Consider the following 15,277-nt stretch of genomic DNA (forward strand, 5'->3'; position numbering starts at 1 on the left):
GCCGCCCGGGACCGGCGGCCGGACACGGCCGTCCATGGAACGGTCACGGCGGCGCGGAGCGCTTCCACGGGTGGGCGGACCCGTTACGTGGCCGTAGGCTGACAGCATGTCGACCTTCGCCAAGCGTGAACGGCTTCTCCTCGCCGACCTCTTGGAAACCGTCGGGCCGGACGCCGAGACCCTCTGCGAGGGCTGGCGGGCCCGGGACCTGGCCGCCCACGTCATCGTGCGCGAGCGCCGCCCGGACGCGGCGGGGGGCGCGCTGATCAAGCAGCTCGCGCCGCGTCTGGAGAAGGTGATGGGCGAGTACACCGCGAAGCCGTACGAGGAGCTGATCCACCTCATCCGTACCGGCCCGCCGCGCTTCTCGCCCTTCCAGCTCAAGCAGGTGGACGAGGCGGCCAACATCGTGGAGTTCTACGTCCACACGGAGGACGTCCGCCGCGCCCAGCCGGACTGGAGCCCGCGCGAACTGGACCCGGTCTTCCAGGACGCGCTGTGGTCCCGCCTGGAGCGCACCGCGCGGCTGATGGGCCGGGGCGTGCCGACGGGTCTGGTGCTGCGCCGCCCGGACGGCCAGACGGTGGTGGCGCACCGGGGCACCCCGGTGGTCACGGTGACCGGCGAGCCGGCGGAGCTGCTGATGTTCGCGTACGGCCGGCAGCGCGCCGCCAAGGTGGAGCTGGACGGCGACGCGGAGGCGATCACCACGCTGCACGAGAGCAGGCGACTGGGCATCTGAGAGGACCGGCCCGTGATCAAGGTGGCGATGACCGGCGTGTACGTGGACGACGTGGCGACGGCGCACGCCTTCTACACCGAGGTCCTCGGCTTCGAGACCCGCACGCACATGGACCTGGGCGACGGCACGCTGTTCGTGACGGTCGGGGCGCGGGAGGGCGCCCAGCCGGATCTCCAGCTGTTGCTGGAGCCCGGCCAGGGCCCGGTCGCGGAGCCGTACCGCAGGGCGCTGTACGAGGCCGGGCTGCCGTGCATCGTCTTCTCGGTGGACGACCTGGGAGCGGAGTACGAGCGGCTGCGCGGCCTCGGTGTCCGGTTCACGCACCCCCCGCAGGAGCAGGGGCCGGTCGTCGCGGCGGTGTTCGACGACACCGTGGGCAATCTGGTGCAGCTGGTTCAGCCCAGGCGGTGAGGGCCGGTCAGCCGGGGAGTTCGGCGCGGCGCAGGGCTGGTACGGCGAGGGCGACGGCCCCGCCGAGCCCGCAGACGGCCGCGCTGGCGGTGAACACGGGGCCGGGACCCCAGGCCCCGATCGCGGCGGCGGCGAACGGCATGCTCAGCGGGGTCAGGCCGAGGCTGACCAGACTGGAGACGGAGGTGACCCGGCCGAGGTAGGCCGGGTCGGACTGGGTCTGGAGCAGGGCGCCGCACATCGCGCCGCTGAGCCCGGTGAGCAGGCCGACCAGCACGGCCGTGGCGACGGCGGCCACGAGACCGGGTACGTAGGCGAGGGCGCCGATGGCCACGCAGCCCGCGATGATGGCGTACCCCGCGACCAGCCCCGCGCGCGGCAGCCGCCCCCGGACGGTCAGCAGCAGCGACGCGGCCCCCGCGCCGACCCCGAACCCGGCGAGCACCCCGCCCATGCCCGCGGCACCCCAGCCGCGCCGGTCGGCGAGCAGGGTCAGCCCGACGTTCAGCGGTCCGACGAAGCCGAGGTCACCGAGGGCGATGGCGACCATCAGCGGCGCGAGCACCCGGTGCCGCCGGATGTAGCGCAGTCCGGCCCTCAGGTCGCTCCAGGCGGTTCCCGCCGTGCCGGGCGCGCCGTCCTGCGGCAGCCGCCGTACCCGCACCGACACCAGCAGCGGGAGCGACACGGCGATGAGCAGCCCGGCGACGGCGAACGCGGCCGGGGCTCCGCCGACGGCCACGGCGAGTCCGCCGAGCGGGGCGCCCACGACGCTCGCGAAGCGGATCGCGAGGCCGCGCATGCCCTGGACCCGGGCGAGCTGGTCCTTCCCGGTGAGACGGGCCGGCAGGGCGCCCACGGCGGGCAGGAACACGGCGTCGACGGTGCCGAAGACCAGCGCCAGCAGGGCGAGCGGCCACAGCCCGGGGCTGGTGAGGAACAGCAGGGCGGCCACGGCGAGGACGGCGGCACAGCGCACGGCGTCACTGCCGATGACGACCCGGCGCGGTCCGAACCGGTCGGCGGCCACTCCCCCGCCGAGCATCAGCACGGCCCTGGGCAGCGCGCTGGCCGACATCACCAGCCCGGCCTGCGCGGGGCTCCCGGCCTGGACGGCGGCCCAGGACAGGGCGAGGTAGTAGACGCTGTCGCCGAGCATCGAGGAGGTGTAGGCCCCGAGCCACCGCAGCACGTTGGGGTCGCGGTGCGCCCGCGCGGCGGCGGGCGGTACGAGCGGGGCGGTCGCGGGAGGGCTGGTCACGGCAGGGCTGTCCTCTCAGACGTCAGACGCGGAACGGGAAGCCGTACACGTGCAGCGCGACATGCTCGCGCCCCTCGGTGTCACCGGCGGCCTCGCGGACCCGCCCCTGCTCGTCGTACCGCTCGATCAGGTCGGTCAGGTCCTTCTTGAGTTCGGCGAGCTCACCGGCGGTGAGCCGGAGCAGGGCCTCCGAGTCGTGGGCCGCGGTGTTCCACCCCGGCCCCCACTGGGCGCGTTCGTCGAGGTACCTGCGGTACATCTCGGCGCGTTGCTCCAGGAACATCCGGGAGGCCGCCAGGTGCGCCGCCGCCTTCTCGGGGGCGTCCCGGAAGTCCTCGTCACGGATGGTGACGCCATCGGACGCCGGCTGCCACCAGCGCTCCCGCGCGTCCGCGCTGCGTGGCTCGGCCTCCTCGACGAGACCGTGCTCGGCCAGCTTGCGCAGGTGGTAGCTGACGAGGGAGACGGCCTCGTCCACCTGCTCGGCGAGCTGGGACGCGGTGGCGGCCTCCGCGACGAACAGCAGGCGGTACAGCCTCATGCGCAGCGGATGGGCGAGCGCCTTGAGCGTCCCGATGTCCGTGATCCGGCGGTTCTCCTCGCGTGCCATGACCCGAACGCTAGACACGCAAGAGAAGTTGCGCAATATCTCTTGCGCAATTTTTCTTGCGCAACATTTCTTGCGCATCGGGCCGGAAAAAGGCCCCGGCCATCGGCCGGGGCCCGTCGGAAGCGGCGGCTACCTCACCGGGTGCCCCGCCCCCCGCAACGTCTCCTTCACCTGGGCGATTCTCAGGTCCCCGAAGTGGAACACCGAGGCGGCCAGGACCGCGTCCGCGCCCGCGTCGACGGCCGGGGGGAAGTCGGCCGGCTTGCCCGCGCCGCCGGAGGCGATCACCGGGACGGTCACGTGCTTGCGCACCGCCGCGATCATTTCGAGGTCGTAGCCGTCCTTGGTGCCGTCCGCGTCCATGGAGTTCAGCAGGATCTCCCCCGCGCCCAGCTCGGCCGCCCGGTGCGCCCACTCCACCGCGTCGATGCCGGTGCCGCGCCGGCCGCCGTGGGTGGTGACCTCGAAGGTGCCCCCGGGGGTGCGGCGCGCGTCCACGGAGAGGACCAGCACCTGCCGGCCGAACCGCTCGGCGATCTCACGGATCAGGTCGGGGCGCGCGATGGCCGCCGTGTTGACGCCCACCTTGTCGGCGCCCGCGCGCAGCAGCCTGTCCACGTCCTGTGCCGTGCGGACGCCGCCGCCCACGGTCAGCGGGATGAACACCTGCTCGGCGGTGCGGCGGACCACGTCGTACGTCGTCTCCCGGTTGCCGGAGGACGCGGTGATGTCCAGGAACGTCAGCTCGTCGGCGCCCTCGGCGTCGTACACCTTGGCCATCTCGACGGGGTCGCCGGCGTCGCGCAGGTTCTGGAAGTTGACGCCCTTGACGACCCGGCCGTTGTCCACGTCCAGGCAGGGGATGACTCGGACCGCCAGGGTCATGAATCCACGGCTCCTTAAAGGCCTTCAGCCTCTGAGTGCTTCTAGTTCCACTTCGACCAGGATGCGCGGGTCGACGAACCCCTCGACGACCAGCAGGGTGGAGACCGGGCGGACGGCGTCGAACAGCTCCTGGTGGGCCCGCCCGACGGCGTCGACGTCCCGCGCATGGGTCAGGTACATCCGCGTACGGATCACGGACTCGATGCCGAGCCCGAACTCGCCGATCGCCTCCAGGGCGCTGGTGAAGGCCACCTTGGCCTGTTCGTACGGGTCGCCCTCCCCGTACAGCACGGTGCCCTTGAAGGACGTCGTGCCGCCCACCAGCACCCGGTCACCCGCCGCGACGGCGCGCGCGAATCCGAAACTCTCTTCCCAGGGACTTCCGCTCTGCACGCGCCGCACGGCTCCGCTCATGACGACACAGCCTCCAAGGCCTCTTCCAGGGTGAACGCCTTCGCGTACAGCGCCTTCCCTACGATGGCGCCCTCGACACCGAGGGGTACCAGTTCGGCGAGGGCACGCAGGTCGTCCAGGGACGACACGCCGCCGGAGGCCACGACCGGGCGGTCCGTGGCGGCGCAGACGTTCTTCAGCAGCTCCAGGTTGGGGCCCTGGAGGGTGCCGTCCTTGGCGATGTCGGTGACGACGTAGCGGGCGCAGCCCTCCTTGTCGAGGCGCTCCAGCGTCTCGTAGAGGTCACCGCCGTCGCGGGTCCAGCCCCGGCCGCGCAGCGTGGTGCCGCGCACGTCCAGGCCGACGGCGATCTTGTCGCCGTGCTCGGCGATCACCCGGGCGACCCACTCGGGGGTCTCCAGGGCGGCCGTGCCGAGGTTCACCCGGGTGCAGCCGGTGGCGAGGGCGGCGGCGAGGGTGTCGTCGTCGCGGATGCCGCCGGACAGCTCCACCTTGATGTCCATGGCCCCCGCGACCTCGGCGATCAGGGCGCGGTTGTCGCCGGTGCCGAACGCGGCGTCCAGGTCGACCAGGTGCAGCCACTCGGCGCCGGACCGCTGCCAGGCGAGGGCGGCCTCCAGCGGGGAGCCGTAGGAGGTCTCGGTCCCGGACTCGCCGTGCACGAGGCGGACGGCCTGGCCGTCGCGGACGTCGACGGCGGGGAGGAGTTCGAGCTTGGCCATGGTCTACAGGGTTCCGATCCAGTTGGTGAGGAGCTGGGCGCCGGCGTCGCCGGACTTCTCGGGGTGGAACTGGGTGGCCCACAGGGCGCCGTTCTCCACGGCGGCCACGAACGGCTTGCCGTGCGTCGACCAGGTGACCTTGGGGGCCTCGATCACCGGGTTGTGGCTCTCCAGGGCCCAGTCGTGGACGGCGTAGGAGTGCACGAAGTAGAACCGCGCGTCGGCGTCCAGGCCGGCGAACAGCCGCGAGTCGGCCGGGGCGTCCACGGTGTTCCAGCCCATGTGGGGCACGACGTCGGCCTGGAGCGGCGCGACCGTGCCGGGCCACTCGTCCAGGCCCTCGGCCTCCACGCCGTGCTCGATGCCGCGCGCGAAGAGGATCTGCATGCCGACGCAGATGCCCATGACCGGGCGCCCGCCGGACAGCCGGCGGTCCACGACCCAGTCGCCCCGGGCGGCGCGCAGGCCCTGCATGCAGGCGGCGAAGGCGCCGACGCCCGGCACGAGCAGGCCGTCGGCGTTCATCGCCTTGTCGAAGTCACGCGTGATCTCGACGTCGGCGCCCACGCGCGCGAGGGCCCGCTCGGCGGAGCGGACGTTGCCGAAGCCGTAGTCGAAGACGACGACCTTCTTGGTGGTGGACGCGGTGCTCAATTCCACACCTCCAGCCGCATGACACCCGCCACCAGGCACAGGCCCGCGCCGATCGAGAGCAGCACGATCAGGCTGGTGGGCATCTTCTGCTTGACGAAGGAGATGATGCCGCCGACCAGGAAGAGGCCGACGACGATCAGGAGGGTCGACAGACCGGTCATGGGTTACAGCGCGCCCTTCGTCGACGGGAGGATGCCGGCCGCGCGCGGGTCGCGCTCGGAGGCGTAACGCAGCGCCCGGGCCAGCGCCTTGAACTGGCACTCCACGATGTGGTGCGCGTTGCGCCCGTACGGAACGTGCACGTGCAGCGCGATCTGCGCCTGGGCGACGAAGGACTCCAGGATGTGCCGGGTCATCGTCGTGTCGTACTCGCCGATCATCGGCGCCATGTTCTCGGGCTCGGTGTGCACGAGGTACGGGCGGCCGGACAGGTCGACGGTGACCTGCGCGAGGGACTCGTCCAGCGGGACCGTGCAGTTGCCGAAGCGGTAGATGCCCACCTTGTCGCCGAGCGCCTGCCGGAAGGCGGCGCCGAGCGCCAGGGCGGTGTCCTCGATGGTGTGGTGGGAGTCGATGTGCAGGTCGCCGTCGGTCTTGACGGTCAGGTCGAACAGACCGTGCCGGCCGAGCTGGTCGAGCATGTGGTCGTAGAAGCCGACGCCGGTGGCGATGTCGGTCCGGCCGGTGCCGTCGAGGTCTATCTCGACCAGCACCGACGTCTCCTTGGTGGTGCGCTCCACGCGGCCTGTGCGGCTCATGAACCCTGCTCCTTCTTCAACTCACGGACCGCGTCGAGGAACGCGTCGTTCTCCTCCGGGGTGCCGGCGGACACCCGCAGCCATCCCGGCACTCCGTTGTCCCGGACCAGGACGCCCCGGTCGAGGATCTTCCGCCAGGCGTCGTGGGCGCTGGCGAACCGGCCGAACTGCACGAAGTTGGCGTCGGACTCGGTCACCTCGTAGCCGATCGCGCGCAGCTCGGCGACCAGCCGGTCCCGCTCCGCCTTGAGCTGCTCGACGTACCCGAGCAGCGTGTCGGTGTGCTCCAGCGCGGCCAGGGCGGTCGCCTGGGTGATCGCCGACAGGTGGTACGGCAGCCGGACCAGCTGGACGGCGTCCACGACCGCCGGGTGCGCGGCCAGGTAGCCGAGGCGCAGGCCGGCCGCGCCGAACGCCTTGGACATCGTCCGGGAGATCACCAGGTGCGGGCGGCCCGCCAGCAGCGGCAGCAGCGAGTCGCCGTGGCTGAACTCGACGTACGCCTCGTCCACGACCACCATCGACGGCTTGGCCGCCTGCGCCGCCTCGTACAGCGCGAGGACCGTCTCCGGGGGGACCGCGTTGCCGGTGGGGTTGTTGGGGGTGGTGATGAAGACGACGTCCGGCTCGCTCTCGGCGATGGCCCGCCGGGCGGCGGCGGGGTCGATCGTGAAGTCCTCGCCGCGCGGACCGGAGATCCAGCCGGTGCCGGTCCCGCGCGCGATGAGCGCGTGCATCGAGTACGACGGCTCGAAGCCGATCGCCGTGCGGCCCGGTCCGCCGAAGGTCTGCAGCAGCTGCTGGATGACCTCGTTGGAGCCGTTGGCGGCCCACACGTTCTCGACGCCGAGGGGGTGCTTGCCGGTCCTGCTGAGGTACTTGGCCAGCTCGGTGCGCAGTTGGACGGCGTCCCGGTCGGGGTAGCGGTTGAGGCCGCGGGCGGCCTCCCGCACCCGCTCCGCGATCCGCTCGACGAGCGGCTCGGGCAGCGGGTAGGGGTTCTCGTTGGTGTTCAGCCGTACGGGGACGTCCAGCTGGGGGGCGCCGTAGGGGGACTTGCCCCGCAGCTCGTCCCGTACGGGGAGATCGTCGATCCGCACGTCGCTCACTTGCTCTCGGGTACCTTCCAGCCGAACCTCGCCTTGACCGCCGCGCCGTGCGCCGGCAGGTCCTCCGCCTCCGCGAGCGTCACCACGTGGTGGGCGACCTCGGCGAGCGCCTCCCTGGTGTAGTCCACGATGTGGATGCCGCGCAGGAAGGACTGGACGGACAGGCCCGAGGAGTGGCAGGCGCAGCCGCCGGTGGGCAGGACGTGGTTGGACCCGGCCGCGTAGTCGCCGAGCGAGACGGGGGCCCAGGGTCCGATGAAGACCGCGCCGGCGTTGCGGACCCGGTCGGCCACCGCCGCGGCGTCGGCGGTCTGGATCTCCAGGTGCTCGGCGCCGTACGCGTCGACGACCCGCAGGCCCTCGTCGATGCCGTCGACCAGCACGATCGCGGACTGCCTGCCCCTCAGCGCGGGCACGATCCGGTCCTCGACGTGCTTGGTGGCCGCGACCTGCGGCTCCAGTTCCTTCTCGACCGCGTCCGCGAGCTCGACGGAGTCGGTGACCAGGACGGCCGCGGCCAGCGGGTCGTGCTCGGCCTGGCTGATCAGGTCGGAGGCGACGTGCACCGGGTCGGCGCCGGCGTCCGCGAGGATCGCGATCTCGGTCGGGCCGGCCTCGGCGTCGATGCCGATCCTGCCCGTGAAGTAGCGCTTGGCGGCGGCGACCCAGATGTTGCCGGGCCCGGTGACCATGTTGGCCGGCGGACAGGACTCGGTGCCGTAGGCGAACATCGCCACGGCGGTGGCGCCGCCGGCCGCGTACACCTCGTCCACGCCGAGCAGGGCGCAGGCGGCGAGGATCGTCGGGTGCGGCAGGCCGCCGAACTCGGCCTGGGCCGGTGAGGCGAGCGCGATGGACTCGACGCCGGCCTCCTGGGCGGGCACCACGTTCATCACCACGGAGGACGGGTAGACCGAGCGGCCACCGGGCGCGTACAGCCCGACGCGCTCGACCGGAACCCATTTCTCGGTCACCGAGCCGCCGGGCACGACCTGCGTGGTGTGGGTCGTACGGCGCTGCTCGCGGTGGACCCGCCGGGCGCGGCGGATGGACTCCTCCAGGGCGGCGCGCACGGCCGGGTCGAGAGCGGCGAGCGCGTCGGTGAGGGCCTGGGCCGGGACACGGACGGTTTCCAGCCGCACTCCGTCGAACTTCTCGGCGAAGTCGATCAGCGCCGCGTCGCCGCGATGATGCACGGCCTCGCAGATCGGGCGCACCTTCTCCAGGGCGGCCTGAACGTCGAAGTCGGCTCGGGGCAGCAGGTCGCGCAGGGCCGGGCCCTCGGGAAGGGCGTCGCCGCGCAGATCGATTCGGGAAATCACAGTCCCAATTCTCTCAGACCGCCGTCGGGAGCCGTCCGCGCGTATCAATGGCTGATACAGACCGTGGACCAATGACTGGTACAGAGGGTGGCCGGAACCCGGAAGATCACCTTCACGGGTGGTGTCCCGCCGGTCACAGAGGGCATGAACGGCTGTACGAAATCCAGCGAACCGAAGAGGAGAGAAGAGGACGACGGTGACCGAGGGAGCCGGCATCCGCACGGGGGACCTGCCGGACGACCTGACCGCGACCGAGGCGGGCATGTGGCAGGCCTTCCGCAACGGCAGCGTGTACGACCTGAGCAGCGGCGACTACGCGGTGGACGATCCGCACGGCGGGCATCCGTGGGGCCCGGAGCGGAGCGTTCGGGCCCGGATCGTCTGCTGGCTGCTCCTCGACGGCCCGCCGGCACTCGCCGGCCGGGTGTCCGCGCTGAAGCTCGTCGGCGTGCGCGTCACCGGCCCGCTGGATCTGGCGGGCGGCCAGGTCACCCCGTACGTGGAGCTGCGCGGCTGCCGCTTCGACGAGGAGATCCGGCTGCCGGAGGCCCGGTTCACGACCCTGCGCCTGGTGGACTGCGCGGTGCCGCGCCTGGAGGCCGCCCGCGTGCACACCGAGGGTGATCTGCACCTGCCGCGCTGCCGGTTCCAGAACGGGGTGCGGCTGACGGACGCGCACATCGGCACCGATCTGCTGCTGAACCAGGCGGTCGCGTACCGGGACCGCGGCGGGCGGTCGATCGCGGCCGACGGCCTAACCGTCGGCCAGGACCTCCAGGCGGAGATGCTGGAGTCGCACGGCGAGTTCAGTCTGCGCGGCGCCCAGATCGGCGTCTCGCTCAGCCTGCGCGGCGCCAGGCTCGCCAACCCCTACGCCCGGTTCGCCCTGAACGCCCCCCAGCTGACGGTCGAACGGACCCTGTACCTGACCCCGGCCGGCGTGGGCAACCCGCTGCTGAGCGGCACCACGCCCGCGCGCGGGACGCGCATCCAGCGGTTCGAGTCCCGGGGCGGGGTGCGCCTGGACGACGGGCGGTTCGGGGACGCCGTCGACCTGGAACGGGCCCGGTTCGTCCTCACCGACGACCAGGAGCTGTCGCTGCGCCGGGTGCAGACGCCGGAGCTGCGCTTCCTCGGGGACAAGCCGGAGCGCGGCAAGGTGGTGCTGTCCGGCGCGCGGATCGTGAACCTGGTGGACCGGGCGGGCAGCTGGCCGGACGCGGGCAATCTGCACATGGGCGGGTTCGCCTACGAGAGCCTGGTGCCGCAGGGCCCGTTCCCGCTGACCCAGCGCCTGGACTGGGTGGCGGCGGCCACCGCCGAGTACGCCCCGGAGCCGTACGAGCGGCTGGCGGCGGTGCTGCGCGCGGCCGGGGAGGACGAGGACGCGCGCGAGGTGCTGCTCGCCAAGCAGCGCCAGCGGCGCGAGACGCTGCCGCTGGCCGGCACGTGCTGGGGCTACCTCCAGGACTGGACGGTCGCCTACGGCTACCGTCCGGGACGGGCCGCGGTGTGGATGGCGGTGCTGTGGGCGGCGGGCACCCTCGCCTTCACCCGTGCGGACCCCCCGCCGGTCAGCTCCGGCGGCCACCCGGTCTGGAGCCCGGCGCTGTTCACGCTGGACCTGCTGCTGCCGGTGATCGACCTGGGCCAGGCCGGCCAGTGGCAGCTGCGCGGTGGCTGGCAGTGGCTGGCGGCGGCGCTGATCCTGATCGGCTGGGTCCTGGCCACGACGGTGGCGGCGGGCGCGACCCGGCTGCTGCGGCGCAGCTGACGGACGTCCGGCGCGAGGGCGGTGCCGTTCATCGACGGCAGACGGAATCCGCCCTCCATGCACACACCTCACACAAAACGCACATTCACCCTTTACCGGTCCTTGACTTAGGGCCGTACAACTTTCCCCGACTTGCCCAGGCCCTCTGGCGCCGCCGCGACCTGCGGACTTTCAATGGTCGCACCATGGCTCTGCTGCCCTCGTTCATCCGCCCCACCCGGATGGCCAAACGCTCCGCCCGCCCGGCCGGCACCCCGCCGGCCGGGGACGAGGCCGTCCTCGACGCGCCCGACGACCGTCTCTCGCCCGCGCTGGTCGCGGCCGGCCGGGGCGAGTACGCCGCCGCGGCCGGCCTGCTCGCCGCCACCCGCACCGCGGCCGAGTGGGAGAACCGGGACCGGTACGTACGGCGCCTGACCGCCTTCGCCCGCTCGCGCCCCGAGTGGTACGAGGAGTGGCGCGTCGCCGCCCCGGACGACCCCGGCGTGCTGCTGCTCGGGGCCCAGCTGGCGGTCGACCGCGCCTGGCCCTCGCCCGCCCGCGCCGAGCTGCTGCGCGAGGTGAGCCCGCTCATCACCGCCGCCGCCCGCGCCGACGGCCGCGACCCGGTGCCCTGGCGGATCGCGCTCGATCACGCGCGCGGCTCGCGGGCGGGGCACCGCTACTTCGAGGAGCTGTGGGAGGCGGCCGTCCGGCGCGCCCCGCACCACTACGGCTGCCACGTGGCCGCCCTGCGCTACCTGGCCGCCTTCTGCTGCGCCCAGTGGGGCGACACGCCCCACACTCCCCATGGCTCGCACGGCGCGTGCTTCGACTTCGCCGAACGGGCCGCGCAGGACGCCCCGGCCGACTCGCTCGTCCAGGCGCTGCCCGCCCGGGCGGCCCTCGGCTGCCTGACCGACGACTGCGGCCCCGACGTGCCACGCGCCCGGCTGGACGCGGCGGCCGACCGCGCCATCGAGCTGTCCGGGCGCTTCCCGGCGGCCGACCCGTGGCCCGCCGAGGTCCGCAACAAACTGCTGTACGTCCTGCTGCGGCTGGAGCGCTGGGAGGACGCCCGCACCCAGCTGCGCCTGATCGGCCCCTACGCCACCTCCTTCCCCTGGGACCGGATCTCGGAGGACCCGCTCGGCCACTTCCTGCGCGTGCGCGAACACCTGGAGACGGCGGGCGCGCGGCCCGTCCCGGCCCGGCTGCTGACGGCGTCCCGGGACCCTCTCGGCGGGCACGGCGGACACGCCCGCGCCGCCGACCACTAGGCTGGGGCGCCGTGACCACCGTCCGTCTGCCGCTCTTTCCGCTGAACTCGGTGCTGTTCCCGGGGCTCGTGCTGCCGCTGAACGTCTTCGAGGAGCGCTATCGCGCCATGATGCGCGCGCTGTTGAAGACTCCCGAGGAGGAGCCGCGCCGCTTCGCCGTCGTCGCCATCCGCGACGGCCACGAGGTCGCGCCGAGCGCCCCGGGCATGCCCGACCCCACGGCCGAGCCCGACCGGGGCCCGGCCGCCGGCTTCGGCCCCGCCCCGCTCAAGGCCTTCCACGGGGTGGGCTGTGTGGCGGACGCGGCGACCATCCGGGAGCGGTCCGACGGCACCTTCGAGGTGCTGGCGACGGGCACGACGCGCGTCCGCCTGCTGTCCGTGGACGCGTCCGGCCCGTTCCTGACCGCCGAACTGGAGGAGCTGCCGGAGGAGCCCGGGGACGAGGCGGGCGCGCTGGCCGAGGGCGTGCTGCGCTCGTTCCGCCAGTACCAGAAGCGGCTGGCGGGTGCCCGTGAGCGCTCGCTGTCCACCGGTGCGGATCTGCCGGACGACCCGGGCGTGGTGTCGTACCTGGTGGCCGCCGCGATGGTGCACGACACACCGACCAAGCAGCGGCTGCTCCAGGCCCCGGACACCGCCTCCCGGCTCCGGGACGAGCTGAAACTCCTTCGCGCGGAGACGTCCATCATCCGTAGTCTGCCGTCGTTGCCCGCGTTCGAGCTGACGCGGACGCCGACGAGTCTGAACTGAGGGAAACCCGGCACCCCGATGGCGAAGAAGTCGAAGAAGCAGCAGTCCGGGGGCACGCCCGCGACGGTGGCCCTGACGGCGGCGGGCGTGGACTTCACGGTCCACGCCTACGACCACGACCCGTCCCACCCCTCCTACGGCGAGGAGGCGGCGCAGGCGATGGGCGTCTCCCCCGAGCGCGTCTTCAAGACCCTGGTGGCCGACGTCGACGGCTCCCTGGTGGTCGGTGTGGTCCCGGTGGCCGGCTCGCTGGACCTGAAGGCCCTCGCGGCGGCGGTGGGCGGCAAGCGGGCGGCCATGGCCGACCCGGCCCTCGCCGAACGCACCACGGGCTACGTCCGCGGCGGCATCTCCCCGCTCGGCCAGCGCAAGAAGCTCCCGACGGTCCTCGACGACTCGGCGGAGTCCCACGCGACGATCTGCGTCTCGGCGGGCCGCCGGGGCCTGGAGGTCGAGCTGGCGCCGGGCGACCTGGCGAAGCTGACGGAGGCAGTGCTGGCCCCGATCGGACGCGGCTGACCCGGGCGGGGGCCGGCCGGCCGGGACGGGTGGTGGGGCACGGCCCGGGGTTTTACCGGGTCCCCCGGACAGACGCCTGCCCGTCCGCCTGTCACGGCCCGGACGGCGGCCGGTTCCATGCCACTTCGGCGGGCCGCCGGGACCTGGAGGCCGGACCGGCGCCGGATGACCTGGCGAAGCTCACGACACCGGACCCGCCAGACCCGGGCAGGTGCCAGCCCGTCCGCCCGTTACGGCCCGGACGGCAGCCGGTTCCGCGTTCACCTCGGCGGGCCGCCGGAACCTGGAGAGCGGACCGGCACCGGACGACCTGGTCAGGCTGACAAGGCGGGTGGTGAAGAGGCTCCGGGCAGGCGACTGCCCGTCACCGGCCCCGACAGATCGGGGCCGGTGCCCAGGGGCCGGCCCCGGGCCACTTCGACGGGCCGCCGGAGCCTGGAGAGCGGACCGGCAACGGACGGCCTGGCGAGGCTGACGGAGGCCGGGCCGGCGTCGGTCGAAGCGCGGCCCACCCGGGCGCGGGGACGGGGAGTTCGCCGGGCGGAGCCTCGGGTCACGGCACCTCGGGGTCCCGGGGGCCGAACAGCGCGGTCAGTCCGAGATGCGCCAGCAGCCCCGCCAGCGGCCACGCCAGCAGCGCCCCCTTCGCCGACAGCTTCAGCGGCGCCGGGAACGTCACCCCCTTGCCCACGGCCCGCGCGTGCGCGAGCACGTCGGACTCGGGTCCCAGCCACACCCCGAGCCGCCAGGCCAGCAGCGACCCGAGCAGCCCGCCGAGGCCGAGGGCCACCACGAGCGGCACACCGCCGCGCCGCCGCAGCAGGAACACCACCACGGCACTGACCAGTCCGAAGGCGAGCCCCAGCAGGGTGAACGTTCCGTCAACCCCGACCGCCTGCTCGCCCTCGCTGTCCTTGACGTAGACGACCCAGCTCTTGTCGACCTCGTCACCGATCAGCGGCACGTGCGGCGCCAGCCACCACCACAGCAGCCCCAGCAGCACTCCGCCGAGCGCCACCACCACCGTGATCACGGTGGCCTCCCGCAGTTCCGTCTTCATCCCGGGGCCGTCCTGTTCGTACGCGCCCGCGCCCGGCGTCCCGGCGGGCGGCGGCGCCTGCCAGACCTGGTGCGGGGAGTTCTCGTGCGGCGGAGGAGGCGGAGTCAGCGGTGCGGTCACCCGACCATCGTGCCAGGTCGCGCTGTGGGCCGCGTCACCGGACGGCGGCCCTGCGGTACGCCCAGGCCGCCACGGCCAGCGAGGCCACGCCGACCCCCGCGCACACCCCCAGGTCAGCGAGGACGACGGCCCAGTCGGGGTCCGCGGCGAAGGTCCGCGCGTACGCCTCCACGCCGTAGGTCGACGGCAGCAGATCACGGGCCAGCCGTACGACCTCCGGCATCCGGTCGGCGGGCAGCACGCCCAGCAGCAGCGCGGCCGACATGCCGAGCTGCCCGAGCAGCGTGGCCAGCTCCGGCCGGGGCGCGAGCAGTCCGCAGGCGGCGCCCAGCCCGGCCAGCGCGGCCCCGGCGACGGGGATGACGGCCACCAGGATCCACAGGTTGGACAGCGGCAGCCCGAACAGCACGCAGCCGAAGACGGCCGTCACCAAGGTCCCCGGCACGGTGAAGGAGGCGTAGGCCGCCGCCGCGCCCAGCACCACGGCCGCCGGCGGCACCGGCAGCGTGGCGTAGTGGTCGAGCCCGCCGCTGGCCCGCAGCTGCCCGAAGTACTGCGACAGCAGGTTCAGCGCCACGTACGCGACGACCAGCACGGACGACCCGGCCACCACGGACTGGGCCTCGTGGCCGCTGTCGACGACACCCCGCATCATCACGGTGATGCCGATGGACTGGAAGGTGGCCACGAACAGCAGCGGGATCCGCGCCACCCGGGCCCGGGACAGCTGCGCCCGGTAGACGGCCACCAGCGACGGCCACAGCCGCGCGGACGGCCCGAGCTCGGCCGCGCCGGCCGCCGCGTCCGGTACGGCCCGGGCGCCGCCCGGCAGAACCTCGGCGGGTACGACACTCACGACGGGCTGCTCCTCTTCCCTACGGCAGTCGCCACGGCGGGCCTCCTCA

General features: G+C 73.4%; 18 protein-coding genes. 6 read left to right on the top strand and 12 right to left on the bottom strand.

The window, feature by feature from the left end; all coding sequences use genetic code 11:
* Positions 1 to 106: 106 nt before the first annotated feature.
* Entirely contained in the window at positions 107 to 742 is a 636-nt protein-coding gene (locus tag AB0946_RS33175; RefSeq protein WP_366764389.1) for a TIGR03085 family metal-binding protein, read from the top strand.
* Between the two features lie 12 nt (positions 743 to 754).
* Positions 755 to 1,153 (top strand): VOC family protein, encoded by a 399-nt coding sequence (locus AB0946_RS33180; RefSeq protein WP_366764390.1) that lies wholly within the window; start codon positions 755 to 757, stop codon positions 1,151 to 1,153.
* A 7-nt stretch (positions 1,154 to 1,160) separates the two neighbouring features.
* Here the strand turns inward: AB0946_RS33180 and AB0946_RS33185 are convergent, their stop codons facing one another.
* The 10 genes from AB0946_RS33185 to hisD form a co-directional block, all read right to left on the bottom strand.
* The gene (locus AB0946_RS33185) at positions 1,161 to 2,414 is read right to left on the bottom strand and encodes an MFS transporter (RefSeq protein ID WP_366764392.1); all 1,254 of its coding nucleotides are present in this window, start codon (positions 2,412 to 2,414) and stop codon (positions 1,161 to 1,163) included.
* A 22-nt stretch (positions 2,415 to 2,436) separates the two neighbouring features.
* Positions 2,437 to 3,024 (bottom strand): helix-turn-helix domain-containing protein, encoded by a 588-nt coding sequence (locus AB0946_RS33190; RefSeq protein ID WP_366764393.1) that lies wholly within the window; start codon positions 3,022 to 3,024, stop codon positions 2,437 to 2,439.
* 129 nt (positions 3,025 to 3,153) lie between these two features.
* On the bottom strand, positions 3,154 to 3,909 hold the full coding sequence (gene hisF, locus AB0946_RS33195) for an imidazole glycerol phosphate synthase subunit HisF (protein WP_366764394.1): 756 nt from the start codon (positions 3,907 to 3,909) through the stop codon (positions 3,154 to 3,156).
* 24 nt (positions 3,910 to 3,933) lie between these two features.
* Positions 3,934 to 4,323: a RidA family protein gene (locus AB0946_RS33200; protein WP_366764395.1), complete on the bottom strand. Its 390-nt coding sequence runs from the start codon at positions 4,321 to 4,323 to the stop codon at positions 3,934 to 3,936.
* A complete protein-coding gene (gene priA / locus AB0946_RS33205; RefSeq protein WP_366751403.1) occupies positions 4,320 to 5,045 on the bottom strand; it encodes a bifunctional 1-(5-phosphoribosyl)-5-((5-phosphoribosylamino)methylideneamino)imidazole-4-carboxamide isomerase/phosphoribosylanthranilate isomerase PriA in 726 nt (241 codons plus the stop codon). The genes AB0946_RS33200 and priA overlap by 4 nt, the downstream gene beginning before the upstream one ends.
* Positions 5,046 to 5,048: 3 nt before the next feature.
* Positions 5,049 to 5,705: an imidazole glycerol phosphate synthase subunit HisH gene (gene hisH / locus AB0946_RS33210; protein ID WP_366764396.1), complete on the bottom strand. Its 657-nt coding sequence runs from the start codon at positions 5,703 to 5,705 to the stop codon at positions 5,049 to 5,051.
* A complete protein-coding gene (locus AB0946_RS33215; protein WP_014672133.1) occupies positions 5,696 to 5,860 on the bottom strand; it encodes a hypothetical protein in 165 nt (54 codons plus the stop codon). The genes hisH and AB0946_RS33215 overlap by 10 nt, the downstream gene beginning before the upstream one ends.
* A 3-nt stretch (positions 5,861 to 5,863) precedes the next feature.
* Complete coding sequence (gene hisB, locus AB0946_RS33220; RefSeq protein WP_171157228.1) at positions 5,864 to 6,457, bottom strand: imidazoleglycerol-phosphate dehydratase HisB; 594 nt, start codon at positions 6,455 to 6,457, stop codon at positions 5,864 to 5,866.
* The gene (locus tag AB0946_RS33225) at positions 6,454 to 7,566 is read right to left on the bottom strand and encodes a histidinol-phosphate transaminase (RefSeq protein WP_366764397.1); all 1,113 of its coding nucleotides are present in this window, start codon (positions 7,564 to 7,566) and stop codon (positions 6,454 to 6,456) included. The genes hisB and AB0946_RS33225 overlap by 4 nt, the downstream gene beginning before the upstream one ends.
* Positions 7,563 to 8,888 (bottom strand): histidinol dehydrogenase, encoded by a 1,326-nt coding sequence (hisD, locus tag AB0946_RS33230; RefSeq protein ID WP_366764398.1) that lies wholly within the window; start codon positions 8,886 to 8,888, stop codon positions 7,563 to 7,565. The genes AB0946_RS33225 and hisD overlap by 4 nt, the downstream gene beginning before the upstream one ends.
* Positions 8,889 to 9,084: 196 nt before the next feature.
* On the opposite strand from hisD, the gene AB0946_RS33235 reads away from it, so the two are divergent.
* From AB0946_RS33235 to ybaK, 4 genes are all read left to right on the top strand, one after another.
* A complete protein-coding gene (locus AB0946_RS33235; RefSeq protein WP_366764399.1) occupies positions 9,085 to 10,662 on the top strand; it encodes an oxidoreductase in 1,578 nt (525 codons plus the stop codon).
* Between the two features lie 185 nt (positions 10,663 to 10,847).
* Positions 10,848 to 11,921: a hypothetical protein gene (locus AB0946_RS33240; protein ID WP_366764400.1), complete on the top strand. Its 1,074-nt coding sequence runs from the start codon at positions 10,848 to 10,850 to the stop codon at positions 11,919 to 11,921.
* A gap of 11 nt (positions 11,922 to 11,932) precedes the next feature.
* Positions 11,933 to 12,673 carry an LON peptidase substrate-binding domain-containing protein gene (locus AB0946_RS33245; RefSeq protein ID WP_366764401.1) on the top strand — a complete coding sequence of 247 codons (741 nt, stop codon included), beginning with the start codon at positions 11,933 to 11,935 and terminating at the stop codon, positions 12,671 to 12,673.
* 18 nt (positions 12,674 to 12,691) lie between these two features.
* Entirely contained in the window at positions 12,692 to 13,192 is a 501-nt protein-coding gene (gene ybaK, locus AB0946_RS33250) for a Cys-tRNA(Pro) deacylase (RefSeq protein ID WP_366764403.1), read from the top strand.
* Positions 13,193 to 13,745: 553 nt separating this feature from the next.
* Here the strand turns inward: ybaK and AB0946_RS33255 are convergent.
* Positions 13,746 to 14,372: an AAA family ATPase gene (locus tag AB0946_RS33255; RefSeq protein WP_366764404.1), complete on the bottom strand. Its 627-nt coding sequence runs from the start codon at positions 14,370 to 14,372 to the stop codon at positions 13,746 to 13,748.
* A gap of 34 nt (positions 14,373 to 14,406) precedes the next feature.
* The gene (locus AB0946_RS33260) at positions 14,407 to 15,228 is read right to left on the bottom strand and encodes an ABC transporter permease (protein ID WP_366764405.1); all 822 of its coding nucleotides are present in this window, start codon (positions 15,226 to 15,228) and stop codon (positions 14,407 to 14,409) included.
* Positions 15,229 to 15,277: the final 49 nt, after the last annotated feature.

Source organism: Streptomyces sp. NPDC046870 (assembly GCF_040704595.1).
Lineage (GTDB): Bacteria > Actinomycetota > Actinomycetes > Streptomycetales > Streptomycetaceae > Streptomyces > Streptomyces argyrophylli.